Below are 19,310 nucleotides of genomic sequence, written 5' to 3' on the forward strand. Positions count from 1 at the left end.
GGTCCATATATACGGTCGTCGCTAGCGGCATTGGCCGACGGTACTCAGTTCCTTCGGTTGTGGGGGACGGTGTGTGGAGGTCGAAGATGGACTGGCGGAAACTGTCCGTGAAGAGGACTTAAGCGCCTTGGCGAGTTGCTCATCGTTTAAAGGCGAAGGCCGGAATGCCTGAAGGGTTCGCCACCAGATCAGCTACGCGGTGACTTCCTGAGGACGCTATCATTACGCGTTGTATGCGTGGTCGACTCCCTATGAACCAAAGAAGCCGCGGACAGGGGCGATGCCGGCATCGGGTACCCCTCGGCTAAGTTCAGGGCGAGGTGCGCTGATTGCTTGCCGAGGCTTTCCATATCTATTTCCACACTGGAGATGGACGGAATGTACCTGCTCGCCAAGGGGGAGTTGTCATGCCCGACGACACAAAGATCGCCCGGGACGCTTAGACCACTGCGGACAGCTCCGGCGATGACGTCTGCAGCAACGTCATCGTTGTACGCCACGACTCCGGTCACCCCCTCGGCAACCCAGTGTGCTGCAGCCGAAGGGCCGGAACCGTCTCGGTAATCAACTTGCCGCACGACTGGCGAAGATAGGCCGGCCCTGATGCAGACTCTTGTGACGACATCGAGTCTTGTCTTAACGAAAGCTGCCAGCCGGGGATCGGGTGGGCAGGCAAAGCCGAGCTTTGTGTGGCCAAGGCTGAGCAGGTGCTCTGCCTGCAGTCTGGGTCCTGACTCGAGGTCGGCGGCCGCGCCCATCCCTGGCGTCTCGGGATTCGGGATGATGTTTCGGATGCCGAGAGCTTTCAGCTCGGCGAGATCTTCCGCCGAGAATGGTTTATATCCTATGACTACTGCAGGTTCCAGCACTGCCCACAAAGGGGTGGCGCTGCTATGCGGCTGCGGCGTGAACGTGATGAGAGCGTATCCGTTGTCACCCAGCGTATGGGTAAGGGCCTCCAGGTTGGTACGAAGGCTATGCTCCAGCGGCCAGTCCGGCAGGACGAGCAGCACAATCTTGCTCTTGCCGCTCCTCAAGGCGCGCGCTGCGTGGTGGGGCTTGTAATTTAGGACTTCTACTGCTGCCAGAACACGTGCACGCGTTTCTTCTGAGATGGTCTGGCCCTTTGTCCTGTTTAGAACGAAGCCAACGGTTGCGGGAGATACTCCGGCCTCTCGGGCAACATCTGCCGCGGTCGTTCTGCGGGTCAAAGTCCGGGTCACTGGCACTACTCCTTGAATCGTTACAAATAAATCTTGCCACCATAAAAAAGCCTTGCTAGCATCATACCCAATCACTAGTACGTACTAGTGGTTCTACCCACTTTTCTTTGACAATGGAGTCCCCATGAATTCCGAGACACCCCCAGTCTCCGTCTCGCCGGAGTCCCCCATAACCGGCGTCCGTGGCATTGAGCCTGACACAGTACCGGCGGCACCCATCCAGGAGTCCGATCTTCCGAAGGTCTCCGCAAAGTACATCTGGCTAATGGTCCTGGCCCAGTTAGGCGTTTTCATCGCCTTCATCACCCCAATAGCGATTTCATTAGCGGTTAAGGTGAACCAGATCGCTCCGGGTCAGGAGCAAAACCTCGGCTATATCCTTGGTGCCGGATCTCTGACCGTTATGCTTACGGGTCCCCTTCTTGGTGTTTTGAGCGACCGGACCCGCACGAGTCTGGGCCGGCGCGTGCCCTTTATTGTGGGCGGCACAGGGCTTGGCGTTGTCTCCCTGGTCGTGATGGCATATGCGGATTCCATCCCGGTGCTGATGATGGGCTGGATGCTCGCCCAACTCGGCTGGGGACAAGCACTTGCCGGCCTAAATGCATCACAGGCTGACCGCCTGCCCGAGTCCCAGCGCGGCAAGGTCTCAGGCCTCGTCGGATTCGCCACCCAGATCGGACCTGTGATCGGGGTTATCTCCGCCGGTTCATTGATGGGCAATAGCTTGTTGCTTTTCCTTGTCCCCGGCATCGCTGGCGTCGTCTTCTGCTTGCTCTTTGTCCTGTTCTCCCGTGAAGCCTCCAGCAAAGCCCTCGTAGTGGAAGACCGTCTTAGTCTCCGGCTCATTGCTTCCAAATACCTCTACAATCCCAGGCAGTACAAAGATTTTAGCTGGAACTGGTTGGCTCGGTTTCTGTTCTATTTTGGTCTGACTCTGAACACGACGTTCACGGCCTTTTTCATGGCATCACGGCTCGGTGTTTCCCTGCAGGAAGTTGCCGGTGTTATTGCCACGCTTGGCGGCATAGGCATCCTGGCTACCACTGCTGGAGCAATCGGTGGCGGCTTCCTCTCGGACAAGATCCGGATGCGCAAACCGATTGTGCTTGCGGCCGCCCTGATCTTTGCTGCCGGCATCGTTGTCATGGCCTTCGCACACGACCTGAATATCATCATGATCGGCTCGGTCCTGACTTCGATCGGCATCGGTGGTTTCTCGGCCGTCGATCAAGCACTCCTTCTTGATGTGCTTCCGGAAAAAAAGACCAACGCTGGCCGTTTCCTTGGTATCACCGGTTTTGCTACTTCCATCCCACAAGCGGCAGCACCTCTCATCGCTCCGCTCTTTCTCGCGATCGGTGCCACTGCCACGGAAAAGAATTACACCCTGCTGTACCTGGTGGCAGCCGGTATCACCCTGCTCGGCGGACTAGTGGTCCTCCGTATCAAGTCTGTCCGCTAGCCGTAACGCCCAAATACAAGGATTATTCATGACCTTCCAAGACCACGGTGCCCACTTCATCACCGCAACCGGCCACAACGGTGTTGAGGGAGCCCCCGCGCTTTACTTCCGCCGCGCTTTCGACACCGGCAATGACCTGCGGCGCGCTACGCTGCGGATTACAGCTGTTGGGGTCTTTGAAGCACACCTCAACGGCACCGTAATCGGGGACGAAGTCCTGGCTCCCGGGTGGACCTCCTACCGTAACCGGCTGATCGTGAGCACTCACGATGTCACCGATCTTCTGGTCCCGGGAGAGAACGCATTGGGCGTAATTGTCGGTGAGGGCTGGGCGCTCGGCCGTTTGGGCTGGGAAGGCAAACGCAACCACTACTCCGACCAGGCCGGCGTCTACTTCGAACTCGCCCTCGAGACTGCTGATGGTACGGAGTACATCGTCAGCGATACAACCTCCCGCGCGAACATCGGCGGGCTGCGCGCGAACAGCATCTACGACGGCGAAGACTACGACGCCACCCTCGAATCCCATGGTTGGGATGCGCCTGGGTTCGACGACGCTGCATGGGGCAGCGTGGAGGTCCTTGATTGGCCGATGGAGTCACTGGCCGAGCCAATCGCTGAACCTATCCGCCGTACCGAGGAACTCACCCCGGTTGCGGTACTCACTACCCCTGCCGGACGGTCGGTGCTGGATTTCGGTCAGAACGTCTCGGGCCGCGTGCGGTTCACGGTGGAGGGGCAACGGGGTAGCACCATCGAGTTGCGGCACGCCGAAGTGATGACCAACGGGGAGATGGACTACGAAACGATCCGCGGCGCGAAGGCTACCGACCGCTACACCCTCTCCGGCAGAGGACCGGAAACCTGGGAACCACGATTCACCTTCCACGGTTTCAGATATGTCGATGTTGAAGGCTGGCCTGGCGATTTGAAAGCCGCCGACATCGTGGCCGTGGTGACTCACACGGATATGGAGCGCATCGGCTGGTTCGAAACATCAAACCCGCTGCTGAACCAGCTCCACTCCAACGCCGTATGGTCCATGCGTGACAACTTTGTTGGTGTCCCCACTGACTGCCCCCAGCGCGACGAAAGACTGGGCTGGACCGGGGACCTAAACGCCTTTGGCCCCACCGCAGCCTTCCTCTATGACGTCCGCGGAGTCCTTGGATCCTGGCTGACCGACCTGGCTATCGAACAAAAGCTCTCCGGCAACGTTCCCTGGGTTGTCCCCGACGTGCTGTCCACCCCATCCTCACCGACAGCCTTGTGGAGCGATGTGGCCGTCAGCCTGCCATGGACTCTGTACCGGGAGTACGGCGATGAGGACATCCTTCGCGCATCCTACGAGTCGATGACTTCCTTCATCCGCCAGGTCGCGGGTTTGCTTGATGAAAACGGGCTGTGGAGCAAAGGGTTCCAGTACGGTGACTGGCTGGACCCCGACGCGCCCATGGACAACCCTGCCGGAGGGAAGACGGACCGACACCTGGTCGCAGCCGCCTACCTGTGCAAGAGCACACGAGAGATGGCACAGACCGCGAAGGTCCTCGGCTACACTTCCGATGCCGACGAATTTACGGCCTTGGCAGAGAAAGTTCGTGACGCTTTCCGGCACGAATACGTCGCCCCTTCAGGTCGGGTCGTGAACGAAACAGTCACCGGCTACGCGCTGGCGATCACTTTCAACATCCTCACTCCTGAGGAGAAGGCCCACGCAGGCAAGCAGCTCGCAGGAATGGTGGCCAAGGCCGGCTACCGCATCTCCACCGGATTCGCAGGCACTCCCTTGGTCACCGATGCCCTGTCAAGTACCGGCCACCTCGACGAGGCATACATGCTGCTTCTTGAAACCGGTTGTCCGTCCTTCCTCTACCCGGTCACCATGGGCGCGACGACCATCTGGGAACGTTGGGACTCGATCCGCCCGGACGGCTCGGTCAACCCTTCCGGCATGACCTCCCTGAACCACTACGCCCTGGGAGCAGTCGTCGACTGGATGCATCGAACTATCGGAGGCCTTACGGCGGACGCGCCCGGTTACAAGAGCATGCGCATCGCCCCCCACATTGGCGGGGACCTTACCCACGCGACCCTCAGGCACAACACCTCCCACGGTGAGGTGTGTGTGGCGTGGAAGCTCGAAGACAACCGGGTGATTCTGAACGTCAGCATCCCCGCAGCCACCACCGCCATCGTGGACCTTCCCCTACACCCGGACAACACCACTGTCCACATTGAAGCCGGGGATCACCAGTGGGACTACGAACGCATCGTCGCCGAACAGCAGAGCTACTCCATGGACACACCCTTGGGTGTCCTTGCCGGAACACCGGAGGTCTGGCGTCGTGTCTCCGCCGTCTTTGCCGAACACCTGCCCGGTATCCCCATCGACGGCACAGCCCCGGAAGCGGCGGCAATGTCACTGAACACCATTGTTGAATTCATTCCCGGTGCCTCCCAGGCCCTGATTGACGACCTCACAGCGGCGGTCACCCCCGAAGGAGCTAACGCATGAACACCCCGAACCTGAGAACCCTGACCCTTGAGCAAAAAGCATCTCTGCTCTCTGGTCGGGACTTCTGGAGCACCAAAGAACTCGACGACGCCGGCATCCGCTCCATTGTCCTCACCGACGGACCCCATGGGATCCGGCGGCAGGCGGGGGAGACTGACCACCTCGGCATCCACGACAGTCTTCCCTCCACCTGCCTTCCACCGGCAGTGGCTGTCGGATCCAGCTGGAACACGGACATCGCAGCACGGGTCGGTGCGGCCATTGGGCGGGAAGGACGGGCCTTCGGCGTAGCCATTGCCCTGGGCCCGGGCGTCAACATCAAACGCTCTCCGCTGTGCGGGAGGAACTTCGAGTACTACTCGGAAGATCCGCTCCTCTCCGGAGTACTGGGTGCCGCGCACGTCAATGCCATGCAGGGCCAGGGCACCGGTGCTTCCGTCAAGCATTTCGCCGCGAACAACCAGGAAACCGAGCGAATGCGCGTCAGCGCAGAGGTCGATGAACGGACTCTTCGCGAAATCTATCTCCCGGCTTTTGAGCGTGTAGTAAAAGAAGCAAACCCGGCCACCGTGATGTGCTCCTACAACAAAGTCAACGGAGTTTACGCGTCGGAGAACTCCTGGCTACTCACATCAATACTGCGGGATGAGTGGGGTTTCGGCGGCGCCGTCGTCTCTGACTGGGGCGCGGTTAGCAACCGGGTAGAGGGCGTCAAAGCAGGCATGGACCTGGAAATGCCAGGCAGCGGGGGAAAAACTGATCAAGAGATCGTGGACGCCGTCCGTTCGGGAGACCTCAGTGAAGAACTGGTGGACGCCAGCGTGCGCCGCGTCGTAAGACTCACGGAATTTGCCCCCGAAGAACAGTTGACTTACGACGTCGAGGAGCACCACGCCCTGGCACGCGAACTGGCAGCCGAGGGCATTGTTCTGCTGCGCAACGAAAAAGAGACCCTGCCCCTGACGGCCGGGCAACAGATCGCGGTCATTGGCGCGTTCGCTGACGCCCCGCGCTACCAAGGCGGCGGTAGCTCCCACATCAACCCCACCCGCCTCGACAGCCCGCTCGAAGCAATCCGCGACCAGGCGCTGATAATGAATTCCATAGTCGCCTACGCTCCTGGATTCACTGTCGACGGTTCAGGTGATGAAGTGGCCCTGCTTGAGGAAGCTGTCAGTGCAGCGTCCTCCGCTGACATCGCAGTCGTCTTCGTTGGTCTTGGGGACCGCGAGGAATCCGAAGGATTCGACCGCGATACGCTGGCATTGCCGTCGACACAGGTCGCACTGCTGCAGGCCATCGCCAAGGCAGCCCCTCGGACGGTCGTTGTCCTGTCCAACGGAGGTGTCGTCTCCCTCGAAGGATGGCATGACAACGTCGATGCAATCGTCGAAGGGTGGCTGCTTGGGCAAGGCGGGGGACATGCAATGGCCAGCGTCCTCTTCGGCTTGTCGAATCCTTCCGGGCATCTGGCCGAAACCATCCCCTTCCGGTTGGAGGACAACCCGAGCTACCTCAACTTTCCTGGCGAACAGGGCCATGTCCGCTACGGTGAAGGCGTCTTTGTGGGATACCGGTACTACGAGAGCGCCAACGTCCCGGTGCGCTACCCCTTTGGATACGGGCTCAGCTACACCCACTTCAGCACTACAGGACTGACAGTAGAGAGTAACGGTGTCGACGGGGCTTCAGTACGTGTCACCGTTAAGAACACTGGACAGCGGTCCGGAAAGCATGTCATCCAACTATACGTGTCCACGACTACCGGCCCTGTCCGCCGCCCGGTGCGTGAGTTGCGGGCTTTCACCAAAGTTGAACTTGAGGCAGGGGAAGAGCAAACCGTCAACTTTACCCTTGACCGCCGAGGCTTTGCATACTGGGATGTCGAACTTGGGCAGTGGGTGGTGCCCCCTGGAGACTACAGCGTTCAGGTGGGAACCGACTCCTCAACCGTCGTTGCCGAAGAGGTCATCCAATTGCAGGGCGACTTCATTACGCGTCCACTCACGATGCAGTCCACGGTCGGTGACTGGTTCGGCCACCCCGTCGTTGGGCAAGTACTGATGCAAGGAATGGCGACGGCGATGACACAGGAACAGGCCGACCAGGCAGAGCAGAACCCCGACGGTCTGAAAATGGTTGAATCGATGCCCATGCACCAATTCCTCGCTTTCACAGGAAGTGTGTTTCCCCTCGAAGTCCTCGAGTCGCTCATGGAACAGACCAGAGCGCAGTCATCCACGCAGGTGGTGCCGGCATGAGGCGCGCCCGAGTGTTCCTGACCGGTGCTGCGGGTAACTGGGGACGGAAAGTCTTGGAGGAATTCCGCACCCGTGCCGACCGACTCGAAGTCGTTGCACTCGTCATGCCAACAACAAAGGACCTCAATGTCATTCGCCAGTACGAGGACATGGAAAACCTGGAAGTTGTTTTCGGAGATCTTACAAACTACGAAGCGGTTGAACAGTGTGTCCGGGGAGCTGACTTTGTGCTCCACATTGGTGCCGTTGTCTCGCCATTGGCCGACGAACACCCCGAACTGGCAATGCGGGTCAACGTGGGCAGCATGCGCAACATCATTGCCGCTGTCAAGGCCCAACCGGACCCCTCAGCCATCAAAGTGGTCGGGGTAGGGTCTATAGCGGAAACTGGGGACCGGAACCCGCCCCACCACTGGGGCAGGGTCGGCGATCCCCTTCGCGTCTCCGAATACGACGAGTACGGTCAGTCCAAAATCATCGCCGAAAAGGAACTCGTGGACTCGGGACTTCCTGCCTGGGCATGGTTGCGGCAAACGGGGATCTTCCACCCTGGAGTTCTGGAAATCCGTGACCCCATCATGACCCACTCCACCTTCACTGGAGTAATGGAATGGGTCTCTGCTGAGGACGCGGCACGTCTCATGGCAAACATCTGCGAAGCCGACGTACCTGAAGAGTTCTGGTGCGGTATCTACAACATCGGGGGAGGGGAGGCATGGCGGCTGGGGAACTGGGAACTCCAGACCCGGATAAGCGCCGCCCTCGGGGTCAGGGATATCCGCGGCTGGTACGAACGCCACTGGTTCGCCACCCGCAATTTCCATGGTCAGTGGTACACGGACTCGGACAAACTCGAAGAGCTCATCCCATTTCGCCGTGATACCGTGGACGCCGCTCTGACCCGCGCCCTCGACCAAAATCCCGGGCTGCGCATGGCGGGAAAAATCCCTACCTGGATCATCAAGAATCTGGTCATGAAACCGCTCACGCTCAGACACCGCGGAACCATGGCTTACGTTCGGAACAACGACGACAAGGCCGTTACCGCCTACTTCGGCTCCCGGGCCGAATGGGAAGAAATAGGCGGATGGGACACATTCTGGCCCCCACGCCCTACGAGGAACCCAACCTTCCTTGATCACGGATATGACGAAACTAAATCTTCCTTGGATTGGGCCATCATCGATTATCAGGATGCTGCAGCTTTCCGCGGCGGAAGCCTGCTCTCTACCAAAACAACAGCCGGGGACATCAGCACACCTCTGAAATGGGCCTGTGCCGAGGGCCACACGTTCTCCGGAAGCCCCCGGCTTGTCCTACTCGGCGGTCACTGGTGCCCGGAGTGCGTCCGTACACCAGCGGAGTACCGGAAACAGGCAGAACAAAATCGTTTCCTGGCCCAAATTGAGATCGCGGGCCAAACCGCTCGGGTACCGACAGCATAGGCCGGGACCATCAAGATAGGGTGAGACCCTGTTCCGGGAGGTCAGACCCTAGCCTCTAATCGGATGTGGTCGACCCGCAAGGCTAGATGAAGAGTCTGGCCCCAGGACTGTCAAAGGAGCGTAGTGGGGAGGGCGGATGAGCCACCGCAGGGAACGTGTGGACGATCTGAAGGAAGCACAATTGTTGGAGGCTAGCTGGCTATCTTTTCAAGTCGCGGTGCCCGGCTCCGCGTGCGCCGATCCTCACGTGCGGTTTTCAGCAGGAGAAGACCTGCCTCGTTTGAGAATTTTGCAGCGTCTGACCAGACGATGGACAGGGGACGGGAAAGCGAGAGATCGAGAATATCGACTTCGATAAGCTGTCCCGTGTCCAGTTCCCGAGACATAGCGATTGCCGGCAGGACGACTGGGCCCATGCCTGCCAGGGCGGCCGACTTCAATGCGGTATTGGATGCGAGTTCGAGTGAAGGACTGACGGTCAGGCCTGTTGCTGCTAGGGCCTGGTCCAGAGTTTCACGGGTACCTGAGCCACGCTCCCGGACCAATAGGTCCGTGTTTACCAGTTCTTCCGGGGTTACGCTGCGGTTGGGCCGAGCCCACTCGTGATCCGGTAGGACTGCTACTGCCAGTTCATCGATGCCGAATGACTGACTCTTGACTGAATCGCGGATCTGAGGGCATTCAACGAGTCCAATATCGACCCGGCCCGATTCGACCATGGTGATGACGTCATAGGAATTGGCCATGCTTAGAGTCACCGCCGTGTCCGGATCAGCGGTTCGAACCTTCGCGAGCCAGTTGGGTGCATAGTACTCGGCAATCGTCATGCTGACTGCGACATTCAGGCTCGCGTTCCTCATCTGTCCGAGGGCGGACACTGAGTTCGTGAACTGCTCCGTGGCGCGCAATAGGGTGGCTGCCCAATCCACCACTACCCGCCCATTGGGGGTCAGAGTGGTCCCGCGCGGTCCGCGCTGGAGGACCTGGACTTTAAGAGAACGCTCCAGACTTGCAAGCCTGCGGCTGGCACAGGGCTGTGTGAGCTGTAGGGCCGTTGCTGCTTGACCGATGCTTCCGGTGGCGGCGACAGTGACGAGGAGATGCAGATCGCTTAGATCCGGCTCTTTGATATTCATTGATTGGCCCCGTTCTCTCGACATCATGGAACCGCAGATGGTGGAGCACTGTGATCCCGGAGGCTGCTAGGTGTGCTACCGGATCGGCGGCGGCTCCGTGTGTCCGAAATATCGTACGAACGGAGCCTACGATTCCCTTGCTTATTCGTCAGCCTAGACCCGCTAGAACGTACAGTCAATGACTTATCTATTCAAATAACGCTGTTCTATCGAACGTTTCAGTCAAAAGGGCATCAAAACGTTCGATTTGAAGTCCAAAACTTGTTCCAAACCTCTGGTGAGGTGCATCGAGATGTGTAAGAGTGAGAGAGAATCGTCGTGGGAGCCTTACGCAGACTGTTCGCTAACGCCGGACAAGGGCCTCCTTGGATGTGGGTCTACGCAGTGGGAGGCAGAATGAATAGCAAGCAGGAGAGCCAAAGCGCTCTGGGGGAACGTCTACATGAACTCCGCAGTCAGCATCGGTACAGCATCAGAGGGCTTGCCGCGAAAGCAGGAGTCTCCGCGTCATTGGTCTCTGACGTTGAAAAGGGGAAAGTCGAACCATCGATCTCAACCTTGACTCGCCTGGCCAGCGCCATGGGCACGACAATCACCTACTTCTTTTCGCCTCAGGCCCAGTCCATGGGGCGGGTAGTGAAGGCCGTGGACCGTGTGCCGTTCGGAGGTCTTGCCGACCCTGCTTCAGGTACGCGCCCAGCATCGGGAACCCGCTTTGAATTGGCGTCTCCCACTGAACTGCATTCCATAGAGGCCATATATGGTCACTATGAGGTTGGTGGCTGGTTCGGGGAGGAGCCGTTCACCCATGAAGGGGAGGAATGGGGCTTCGTTTTGTCGGGACGCCTCAAAGTCATACTCGGCGACGAGGTTCACTTCCTGGACCCTGGAGACTCCATCTGGTTCCCGAGCACCGTGCCGCATCGCATGGAAAACGTCGCAGATACTCCTACACAATACATTTGGATCGACATCCCGCCGCGAAATTAGTCGGTTTGCCGTCCGTCTGCTTCACATCCCAAACCCGAGTCTAGGGCTGGCCATGGCCTGCACATGCCCGCACTAGGGCCCCGGTACAAAATGCCCTCCGCTTTCAGGGGTCTTCGCCTCCGGCGTCCCCGTTCTCAGGCGCCCATACGATGCCCCAACAAGACGCAAGCTCATGCATGCCGCGCATGTCCCCATGACAGTAATTCGTCTACCGGCACTCGAACCCTGATGACACGCTGGGAATCGCACTGCTAGAAGTGCCTCATGCTGCACCTTCATGCACCGCCCCGAAGGGCTGGCCTAGCCCGCCGACCCTCCCTGTCCAACTTGAAAGCGGGATTTTTATGAGCGACGGCCAGATTCGACTCGACATCGTGGACGGCAGCACTGCCGTGGTGACGATGGATAGGGAGGAGAAGCGCAATGCCCTCACAGATGTCATGTCAGCTAGGCTCTTCGATTTGTTTCACGAACTCGATGACCGCAAAGACATCCGCGTAATCGTCCTGACGGGAGCCGGCGAAAAGGCCTTCACCTCCGGTCATGACCTTAAACAGGCACTCGAAGGTGACATCGCTGTCCTTTTCAGCGAACCCAATATCAAAGAGTTCATCGTTCCTGGGATGATTTCGAAACCCGTTATTAGTGCTGTAAACGGTGCCGCGTACGCGGGCGGATTCTGTCTTGCCATCGCCAGTGACCTACGGATTGCTTCCCATAATGCCAGCTTCGCATCCCCGGGTATCAAACTGGGCATCGTGCCGATTGGAGGCCAACTCTCAATGCTCCCGCATCTGCTGCCGCCGGCAGTTGCCGCTGAGGTGCTGATGTTGGGTGTTCCGTTGAGTGCTGAGCGGGCAGAACGACATGGCTTTGTCAGCGAGTTGGTCGAACCAGGCCGATTAGTTGACCGTGCCTGCGAAATGGGCAAAATCATTGCCGATATGCCGCCTGCATCGGTGGCCTCAGTAAAGCGGGTTATTCGCACAACGCTTACTCAGAGCGTGCCTGCTGCCGATGCCATGGAATTTTGGCGGGGAATGGTCGCGGGAACCGGTCCGGATGTACAGGAAGGACTGCGGGCTTTCGTCGAGCGTCGCAGCCCGATCTTCTCGGCCTGAAATGTGCCTACGAACCCCACTAACCGGAGGCAGCGCGTCTCCGCTTCGACAGCGCAGAGGGGCTGGGTATGCGTGTCAATGTTCCTGACCTTGATGATCTGTATCTGCTCGTCACCATCGCTAGGACGGGCAGTATCGGCCAAGCCTCTGCCGAACTGCGAGTGGCTCAGCCAAGTGCCAGCCGCCGGATAGCGGCGCTGGAGCGCAACCTTAAGGTCGGTCTGCTGCATCGCGGCGCACGCGGTTCTACCCTCACTCCGGCGGGGCGTGTGGTGGTGGACTGGGCGACAACCCTGCTGAGGGCGGCTGAAGACTTTCGTCATTCAGTCGATGCATTGAGCAGGCAACGAAACTCCTCGCTACGAGCAGCAGCCAGTATGACAATCGCCGAACACTACGCATCGAACTGGCTCGCGATGCTCCGCTACGAATCCCCCGATACGGCGGTCTCTCTCTCAGTCGGTAACTCGCTGGAGGTCATGGAGCTCGTCGAGAGCGGAAAAGTCGAAGTGGGCCTGATCGAGACCCCCAATGTTCATTCGAACCTGCGACATCGCCAGATTGGTACCGACAGGTTGGCCGTTGCTGTTGCACCAGGCCATCCTTGGGCCGAACAGCTGGTGGTTACGACAGCTGATCTGGCGGGCACTCCGCTGCTTGTTCGCGAACCGGGCTCCGGCACTAGAGACACACTGGACCGAGCCATGTCCGAAGCAGGGCACGAAACAAAAGTAAGCCTCGAACTAGCGTCCAACACTGCACTCAAGTCAGCTGCGATCGCTGGAATGGGGCCGGTCGTTTTGGCTGCCATCGCCTTGGCTGACGACTTCGCCAGCGGAAGCCTGGTGCAAGTTGCAGTGTCCGATTTGGTCCTTAGCCGCCCCCTCACCATCGTCTGGACGGACAATACGAGCCTCTCGCAGGAGGCGGTGGGACTCTTCCTCGGCGCGATCCGCAATGACCGTCGGAAGGGCCGACCGGCCTAGGGCAACAATTTGCTCACCGTGGGCGGGGCGATCGCGGGCCCCATGCCCAGGATGCATGACCCGCATGCACAACTGGGGCCTTGTGAGGAGGCCCACATGGCGCGGAGACTGACTTTGAAGGTTTGGCCGCGCGAGATCGAGTTCTCAGGCCCACGCGTTGATGCTTCACAGCCGACGCAGAGCCGGCATCGCCGGCCGTAAGAGGAAAGGCAGCTACTTGAACCAGAATTTGAAGACCACTCAAGGCTCATCGTCACCTGAGGTTGGTGCGGCTGTGCAGGCGCTGCATGCCCACGCCCTGGAAATACCTGATCGCATTGCCGTCCGAGACAGCCGGACAGCCCTGACATGGCGGGAACTTGAAGCGGAGGTCCTTTCTCTGGCGCAGTCACTTCAGGCTGACGGTGTCGGCAACGGCTCTCCGATGCTGCTGTTGCTCGACTCCTGTGTGGAATCCATCGTGGCCTACTGGGCCGTGCGGGAACTTGATGCCACCGTGATTCTTGCTGATCCGGGCTGTACGCGTGCAGAGTATGACCACTATGTGGCGGCCACACAGCCGGGATGGGTTTTCTCGACCCGGTCAGGAACCTGGGAGCGGCTTGGCCTGGCCGATGACGCGCAGCTGCAACGCCCGTCCATGACGTGGTTCATCCAGGATTCTTCAGCCGAGTTGCCATTGCTTCGCCCCTGGCAACGGCGGGAGCTCCGCGGTGAAGCCCCCAAGAACCGCTTCGAGGAAGCGCCCAGCGCACGCCTCGTGTTGTTTAGTTCGGGCACTACCGGTCAGCCTAAAACCATTTTGCACACAGACGCCAGCGTTCTGGCACTGCACAACGTCCATACTGAGGTGTGGAAATTGAGCTCGGACGATGTTGTCCTGGGCTGCCTGCCGTTCCACAACATTTACGGATCCATCTACACGGCTGCCTCTGCAATTTTCAACGGCGCGACCCTCGCGCTCATGGAACGGTTTAAGCCAGATATTGCCATGCGGCGAATTCAGGAATGGCGCGTGACAACCATGGCGATGGTGCCCGCAATGATGGTCATGATGCTGAACGCGGAAACGCGGAACGAAGCGGACTTTTCAACACTCCGGGTCAGCTACACCGGCGGCGCTCCTGTCAGTGATCCCGTAATGGAAGCTTTTCAAGCGCTTTCCGGGGCGCCCGTGCTCGCTTCCTATGGGTTGACTGAGTGTCCGGGGGCTGCCGTGGAACCTTTCGGGTCGACACATGGCAGTGGCGTAGCCGGGCGCATTTGTCCCGGATTTGAAGCTGTTGCAAGGAATTCCTCGGGCGACGAGCTGTCGCCCGGCGAGGTCGGAGAGATAACTCTCCGCGGCCCGTCGCAAATGTTGAGTTATCTTGGCCAACCTGAACTAACACAGCAACGCATCCGCGGAGGTTGGGTATACAGCCAAGACATTGGATTCGTCGACGAAGAGGGCAACATCCACGTCTCAGGGCGGGCAGGCGACATGATTATCCGCGGCGGCCTCAATATTGCCCCCAAGGAAATTGAAGACGTGCTGGTCGAGCACCCTGACGTCGTGACAGCCGCGGTGGTCGGCGTGGAAGACGCCGTCCTTGGACAAACCGTCAAGGCGTTCGTCGTACCGCGGCCGAACTCAGACCTAACCACGTTGGCCGACAGCCTGCGACGGCACTGCGCCGAAAAGCTCAGCCGAGCAAAGATCCCGGAAAGCACTGTTTTCCTTGCGAAGCTACCCATGAATGCCGGCGGAAAGGTCCTGCGAAGCATGCTCTCCGATCCCGATGTCGGCCAGCGGATCACAGTCCTGGACGCGTCCAGCCTCCCAACCCGTGTATAGCGGTGGTGTCACGTGTCAGAACGCCATCCACCAAGAAAATCGAAGGTACAAGATATGAGTTATGTCATTGGTGTAACGCAAGAGGAATCCGTCCCTAAAGCTCCCCTGCGGGAGATACCGCCAATTGCCAGACAATTCCACGTGTGGCGGCTTATCGGCGCAGCAGTGACTTTGCTGATTGCCGGATCCATCATTTTGAGCTTGTCCCAGAACGAAGCGTTGAACTGGCCCGTCATCCAAGAATTTATGTTCCAGGAGCGTGTCGTCGCCGGCCTGCGATTGACACTGGAACTTACGGTCATTTCCATGATCGGCGCTCTCATCCTGGCGACAATTATCGCGAACATGCGGCTCTCGCCCAATGTCGTGTTGCGTTCAATCAGCTGGGCCTTCGTTTGGTTCTTCCGCGGAATTCCCCTTCTGGTCCTTCTGGTCCTCATGTTCAACGTGTCTCTGCTCTACCCGGAGGTCTCAGTTGGCCTACCCGGTCAGACACCCATCTGGTCCGCGTCATCCGGCGACTTGCTCAATCCTTTCTGGGCAGCCGTTGTTGCCTTCGTCTTGCATCAATCCGCGTACACCTCGGAAGTCATTCGGACCTCGATCCGGGCAGTACCCAAGGGGCAAATTGAAGCGGCCGAGTCTTTGGGGATGACGCACCTTCGTACGCTCCAGAGGATCGTCCTTCCGCAAGCCCTGCGGATTGCTATTCCTCCCATCGCCAATGACGCAATCAATCTTCTGAAAGCGACGTCCCTCGTTGCCTTCATCGCCGTTTCGGATCTGCTGTACTCCGTACAGCAGATCTACGCGAGCAATTACCAGATCGTGCCGCTGCTCGTAGTCGCCGCCCTCTGGTACCTCATCATTGTTTCGATCATGTCCGTCGGCCAGTGGGCGCTTGAACGCCGCTTTGGTCGTGGGACCGCCCGACTGGGCACCACCGTAAAGGCTGCAGGAGGCAAAAACCGATGACCGTTATAGAAGCCCGATCCATCAGCAAGCAGTTCCACCATCACACCGTTCTTGACAACGTCAGCCTCAGCGTGGCCAAGGGTGAAACCGTCTGCCTTCTGGGGCCCTCGGGAGCCGGTAAGAGCACACTGCTTCGCTGTCTGAACCTGCTGGAACCGCTGGAAGCGGGTGCAGTATTCCTGGAGGGGGAGCTCCTCGGTTTCCGCGAACAACACGGAAAGCTCTATGCGCTGTCCAAGCGAAAAATTGCCCGGCAGCGCCAACATATCGGCATGGTCTTCCAGCACTTCAATCTGTTCCCTCACATGACAGTTCTCGAAAATGTCATCGAGGCACCTGTAGGTGTGCTGAAACAGTCAAAGCTTGAAGCAAAGCGGCATGCCACGGAGCTCCTGGACCTTGTAGGCCTGTCAGATAAGGCCCATGCGTACCCGGCTTCTCTTTCCGGAGGACAGCAGCAAAGAGTTGCCATCGCGCGAAGTCTCGCCATGCGACCAAAAGTGATGTTGTTCGACGAACCTACATCGGCACTGGACCCCGAGCTGGTGAGCGAGGTGCTCGAAGCCATGAAGAAGCTCGCCCTGGAAGGTATGACCATGGTGGTGGTTACCCACGAAATGGGGTTCGCCAGGGAGGTCGCTGACCGCGTGGTGTTCATGGCAGATGGTGCGGTCGTCGAAGAAGGCCCCGCTCGGGAGATGCTCACAAACCCAAAGGTTGACCGAACGAAGGACTTCCTCGCCCGCGTCCTCTAGGCCTCCTGTCCCGATTAGAACGAAGAAAAGGCTGCTGCATGGTCAGTGCGAAGTGTTTCGAAGGATTGGTCCGCGAATTCCAAGGCCGGACCCACCGTTCAAGAAAGGTAGCTGAACGAGCAAGACGCGTACTTCCAGGGGGTGAAACACGGTCGATCACCTACTATTCCCCTTATCCCGTCAGTATCACCAGTGCCTCCGGTCCGGTCATCACTGATTGCGATGGCAACAGCTACCTGGACATTCTGAACAACTACACCTCTTTGGTCCACGGGCATGCTTTCGGGCCAGTGGTAGCTACAGCGATAGCTGCAGCCAGGGAAGGCATCGTATATCCCGCACCTCACGAGGCGCAATTGGATCTGGCAGAGCACCTTTCCGAGCGGCACCCAACTGCCGAGAAGGTACGTTTCACGAACTCGGGTACCGAGGCCGCACTGCTGGCTATTCGGATTGCCCAGGCAGTGACCGGCCGGGACCGCTTCGTCTTATTCGAAGGTGGTTATCACGGCTCTGCCCCGCTCATCAGCGGGCCCCACTCCCAAGTGATCAGAGTGCCCTTCAACGATGGGGCGGCCGTAGAAGAGGCTTTGGATGACAGCATTGCGGCAGTGCTCTTTGAGCCGTGTTTGGGAGTTGGGGGAGTCATCCCGGCCGACCCCGGGTTTGTTCGAACACTGCGGAGCCAGACACATAGAGTGGGTGCTTTGCTCATCACCGATGAAGTACAGACGTTGCGGGCTTCCTATGGAGGAGCGACGGAGGTGTACGGGTTGGAAGCTGACCTCGTCATCATGGCTAAATTGATCGGGGGCGGGTATCCGATTGGAGCCGTCGGTGGTCCGGCCAAGCATCTTCGGATCCTCGACCAGTCCGCACCCGGAGCGATCACACACTCTGGAACCTTCAACGGTCATTTGGTGTCGGCCCGTGCTGGCCTTACCGCCCTTGAACACCTCAGCAGATCAGCCATTGGAAACATGAACGCGTCCACGGAGAAGTTGGCCGATCGGATCGAAATGTCGGGCCGCGCCCACGGCTTGCCGGTCATTGTGACCCGCTTCGGTTCCATGATGCATGTTCACCTGCAGGAGATGAAACCGACCCAAGCTGCGCATGTCACGCCCAACTCCACGGACACGGCCGCGCTGCACCTGGCTCTTCTCCTGGAAGGCATCTTTGCGGCGCCCAGAGGGCTCGTAGCCCTTTCCACCGTGCTGACGGACGTCCATTTGGAATCGATAGCAACAGGTTATGACCGTGCCTTTGCGCGCATGGCGGCCGGATAACTGCCATATCGACGACTCGTGGCTGACCAACGGCGGCGGATGGTTTGGCTGAGGCACGATGGTGCGATTGTCCCCGCAGGCGCTGGCAGGTTCAAAAGTTTTGTGATCTAAGTCATACGTTCTGCGCATGGCGGGCATAGCCAGATGGCGTATAGCCAGCCGTCCAGGTTGCTCGCATGATTGAGCCAAGAGGTCGGCAACCGACCTCGAAAGAATTAGCTGAAGCAGTTCAGCTCAGGTTTGAGGAGCTTCATGAAGAACAAAATGTTGGCCATTGGCCTTGCCGCCGTTCTCTCGGTTGGGGCATTGGCGGGCTGCAGCAGCCCCCAAGACGTTTCTTCGAAGACAGAACTGAAGAACGGTCTCCCGGAGAAATACGCAGACGGCTTCACCGTTCCGATCATCAATTATCCGCCGTACTCCATCGTGGACGAAACCGGCAAAGTCAGCGGCTTCGACTATGACTTCGCCCAGGCAATCAGCGACTATTTCGGAGTGAAGTTCGAAACCAAGAACGCGACCTTCGAAGAGAGCCTTCTGGGCGTCTCACGCGGTAGTTACTCATGGGCGCCGGCAGCGTCCGCGACCACTGAACGAAAAAAGACCTACTCATTCGTCAGCTATTTCAAAGACGGTTACAAGCTCGTGGTCCAGGACTCTGCGCCGGAAATTGGCAACACGACCTTGGACATGTGTGGACACTCCATTGCAGACGTGACCGGTGGGTACACATTGAAGTACCTCCAGGACTTCAGCAAGCAGTGCACTGATGCCGGTAAGTCGGCCATCGAGATCATGACGTTCCCGGACCAGGGGGCCATCCAACTTGCCGTCAAGAGCGGTCGAGTAGACGCAGCTGCTCTGACCCTGGCAAACGGCAGTTACACGGTAGGCAAAAGTGGTGGTCTGAAAGTCACCGGTCCAGTCTTTGCGCCAACTGTTGAGTGCTTCACCTTGAAGAAGGACAGCGATCTTCGTGAACCCATGATGAAAGCAATGAACGCCCTGATCGAGAACGGCACTTACGACAAAATCCTTAAGAAGTACGGTCTGGAAGACGCCGCTATCCCTAAATCGGAAATCGACCCGGACGCCAATTAGTTCACGGGTTCGCGCGCAACTGAACGGAGCCAGCCCCATCCAGTGGGCTGGCTCCGTTTACCCGTTAAACTGGCTCGATCCTCCGACGGGGCTCCTCGACTTTCTGCGCCGGCGGCCGAGGTTCTGACCGCCTTGTTAGGGCCCCCGCTGCAGCCTGAACGTTCCATCTTGGCAGAGATCTTTTCACCCGTTGCCGGCCGTCTTGCCA

Annotated in this window: 14 protein-coding genes; 12 read left to right on the top strand and 2 right to left on the bottom strand. The window is 58.8% G+C overall.

Annotated elements, in window-relative coordinates; genetic code table 11:
- Nucleotides 1-188: 188 nt before the first annotated feature.
- Entirely contained in the window at nt 189-1,223 is a 1,035-nt protein-coding gene (locus tag IEY62_RS09310; protein ID WP_189016474.1) for a LacI family DNA-binding transcriptional regulator, read from the bottom strand.
- 265 nt (nt 1,224-1,488) lie between these two features.
- On the opposite strand from IEY62_RS09310, the gene IEY62_RS09315 reads away from it, so the two are divergent.
- The 4 genes from IEY62_RS09315 to IEY62_RS09330 are packed head-to-tail and all read left to right on the top strand — an operon-like array spanning nt 1,489 to nt 8,912.
- A complete protein-coding gene (locus tag IEY62_RS09315) occupies nt 1,489-2,688 on the top strand; it encodes an MFS transporter (protein ID WP_189016477.1) in 1,200 nt (399 codons plus the stop codon).
- Between the two features lie 28 nt (nt 2,689-2,716).
- Nucleotides 2,717-5,206 carry an alpha-L-rhamnosidase gene (locus IEY62_RS09320; protein WP_189016480.1) on the top strand — a complete coding sequence of 830 codons (2,490 nt, stop codon included), beginning with the start codon at nt 2,717-2,719 and terminating at the stop codon, nt 5,204-5,206.
- Complete coding sequence (locus IEY62_RS09325; protein ID WP_189016483.1) at nt 5,203-7,467, top strand: glycoside hydrolase family 3 C-terminal domain-containing protein; 2,265 nt, start codon at nt 5,203-5,205, stop codon at nt 7,465-7,467. The genes IEY62_RS09320 and IEY62_RS09325 overlap by 4 nt, the downstream gene beginning before the upstream one ends.
- The gene (locus tag IEY62_RS09330) at nt 7,464-8,912 is read left to right on the top strand and encodes an NAD-dependent epimerase/dehydratase family protein (protein ID WP_189016487.1); all 1,449 of its coding nucleotides are present in this window, start codon (nt 7,464-7,466) and stop codon (nt 8,910-8,912) included. Before IEY62_RS09325 ends, IEY62_RS09330 begins: the two co-directional genes overlap by 4 nt.
- A 191-nt stretch (nt 8,913-9,103) precedes the next feature.
- Here the strand turns inward: IEY62_RS09330 and IEY62_RS09335 are convergent, their stop codons facing one another.
- The gene (locus IEY62_RS09335) at nt 9,104-10,048 is read right to left on the bottom strand and encodes a LysR family transcriptional regulator (protein ID WP_189016489.1); all 945 of its coding nucleotides are present in this window, start codon (nt 10,046-10,048) and stop codon (nt 9,104-9,106) included.
- A gap of 396 nt (nt 10,049-10,444) precedes the next feature.
- On the opposite strand from IEY62_RS09335, the gene IEY62_RS09340 reads away from it, so the two are divergent.
- From IEY62_RS09340 to IEY62_RS09375, 8 genes are all read left to right on the top strand, one after another.
- Nucleotides 10,445-11,038 (top strand): cupin domain-containing protein, encoded by a 594-nt coding sequence (locus IEY62_RS09340; protein ID WP_189016492.1) that lies wholly within the window; start codon nt 10,445-10,447, stop codon nt 11,036-11,038.
- 344 nt (nt 11,039-11,382) lie between these two features.
- Complete coding sequence (locus tag IEY62_RS09345) at nt 11,383-12,159, top strand: enoyl-CoA hydratase/isomerase family protein (protein ID WP_189016495.1); 777 nt, start codon at nt 11,383-11,385, stop codon at nt 12,157-12,159.
- Nucleotides 12,160-12,227: 68 nt separating this feature from the next.
- A complete protein-coding gene (locus IEY62_RS09350) occupies nt 12,228-13,145 on the top strand; it encodes a LysR family transcriptional regulator (protein WP_189016498.1) in 918 nt (305 codons plus the stop codon).
- Nucleotides 13,146-13,362: 217 nt separating this feature from the next.
- Nucleotides 13,363-14,982 carry a class I adenylate-forming enzyme family protein gene (locus tag IEY62_RS09355; protein WP_189016501.1) on the top strand — a complete coding sequence of 540 codons (1,620 nt, stop codon included), beginning with the start codon at nt 13,363-13,365 and terminating at the stop codon, nt 14,980-14,982.
- Between the two features lie 12 nt (nt 14,983-14,994).
- Nucleotides 14,995-15,957, top strand: a complete 963-nt coding sequence (locus tag IEY62_RS09360; RefSeq protein ID WP_189016505.1) for an amino acid ABC transporter permease — start codon at nt 14,995-14,997, stop codon at nt 15,955-15,957.
- On the top strand, nt 15,954-16,712 hold the full coding sequence (locus IEY62_RS09365) for an amino acid ABC transporter ATP-binding protein (RefSeq protein ID WP_189016507.1): 759 nt from the start codon (nt 15,954-15,956) through the stop codon (nt 16,710-16,712). Before IEY62_RS09360 ends, IEY62_RS09365 begins: the two co-directional genes overlap by 4 nt.
- 38 nt (nt 16,713-16,750) lie before the next feature.
- A complete protein-coding gene (locus IEY62_RS09370; protein WP_189016510.1) occupies nt 16,751-18,001 on the top strand; it encodes an aspartate aminotransferase family protein in 1,251 nt (416 codons plus the stop codon).
- A gap of 252 nt (nt 18,002-18,253) precedes the next feature.
- Nucleotides 18,254-19,102, top strand: coding sequence for a transporter substrate-binding domain-containing protein (locus tag IEY62_RS09375; RefSeq protein WP_189016514.1), 849 nt, complete (start codon nt 18,254-18,256; stop codon nt 19,100-19,102).
- The last annotated feature ends 208 nt before the right edge of the window (nt 19,103-19,310 follow it).

The sequence above is a fragment of the Paenarthrobacter histidinolovorans genome, from assembly GCF_014647595.1.
In the GTDB taxonomy this organism is placed as follows: Bacteria; Actinomycetota; Actinomycetes; order Actinomycetales; family Micrococcaceae; genus Arthrobacter; species Arthrobacter histidinolovorans.

What these genes read in the sequence shown, in the direction of transcription:
- IEY62_RS09340 (WP_189016492.1), top strand. Translation starts at nt 10,445, where the DNA reads ATGAATAGCAAGCAGGAGAGCCAAAGCGCTCTGGGGGAACGTCTACAT.
- IEY62_RS09365 (WP_189016507.1), top strand. Translation starts at nt 15,954, where the DNA reads ATGACCGTTATAGAAGCCCGATCCATCAGCAAGCAGTTCCACCATCAC.
- IEY62_RS09325 (WP_189016483.1), top strand. Translation starts at nt 5,203, where the DNA reads ATGAACACCCCGAACCTGAGAACCCTGACCCTTGAGCAAAAAGCATCT.
- IEY62_RS09350 (WP_189016498.1), top strand. Translation starts at nt 12,228, where the DNA reads ATGCGTGTCAATGTTCCTGACCTTGATGATCTGTATCTGCTCGTCACC.
- IEY62_RS09330 (WP_189016487.1), top strand. Translation starts at nt 7,464, where the DNA reads ATGAGGCGCGCCCGAGTGTTCCTGACCGGTGCTGCGGGTAACTGGGGA.
- IEY62_RS09320 (WP_189016480.1), top strand. Translation starts at nt 2,717, where the DNA reads ATGACCTTCCAAGACCACGGTGCCCACTTCATCACCGCAACCGGCCAC.
- IEY62_RS09335 (WP_189016489.1), bottom strand. Translation starts at nt 10,048, where the DNA reads ATGAATATCAAAGAGCCGGATCTAAGCGATCTGCATCTCCTCGTCACT.
- IEY62_RS09315 (WP_189016477.1), top strand. Translation starts at nt 1,489, where the DNA reads ATGGTCCTGGCCCAGTTAGGCGTTTTCATCGCCTTCATCACCCCAATA.
- IEY62_RS09375 (WP_189016514.1), top strand. Translation starts at nt 18,254, where the DNA reads ATGAAGAACAAAATGTTGGCCATTGGCCTTGCCGCCGTTCTCTCGGTT.
- IEY62_RS09345 (WP_189016495.1), top strand. Translation starts at nt 11,383, where the DNA reads ATGAGCGACGGCCAGATTCGACTCGACATCGTGGACGGCAGCACTGCC.
- IEY62_RS09370 (WP_189016510.1), top strand. Translation starts at nt 16,751, where the DNA reads ATGGTCAGTGCGAAGTGTTTCGAAGGATTGGTCCGCGAATTCCAAGGC.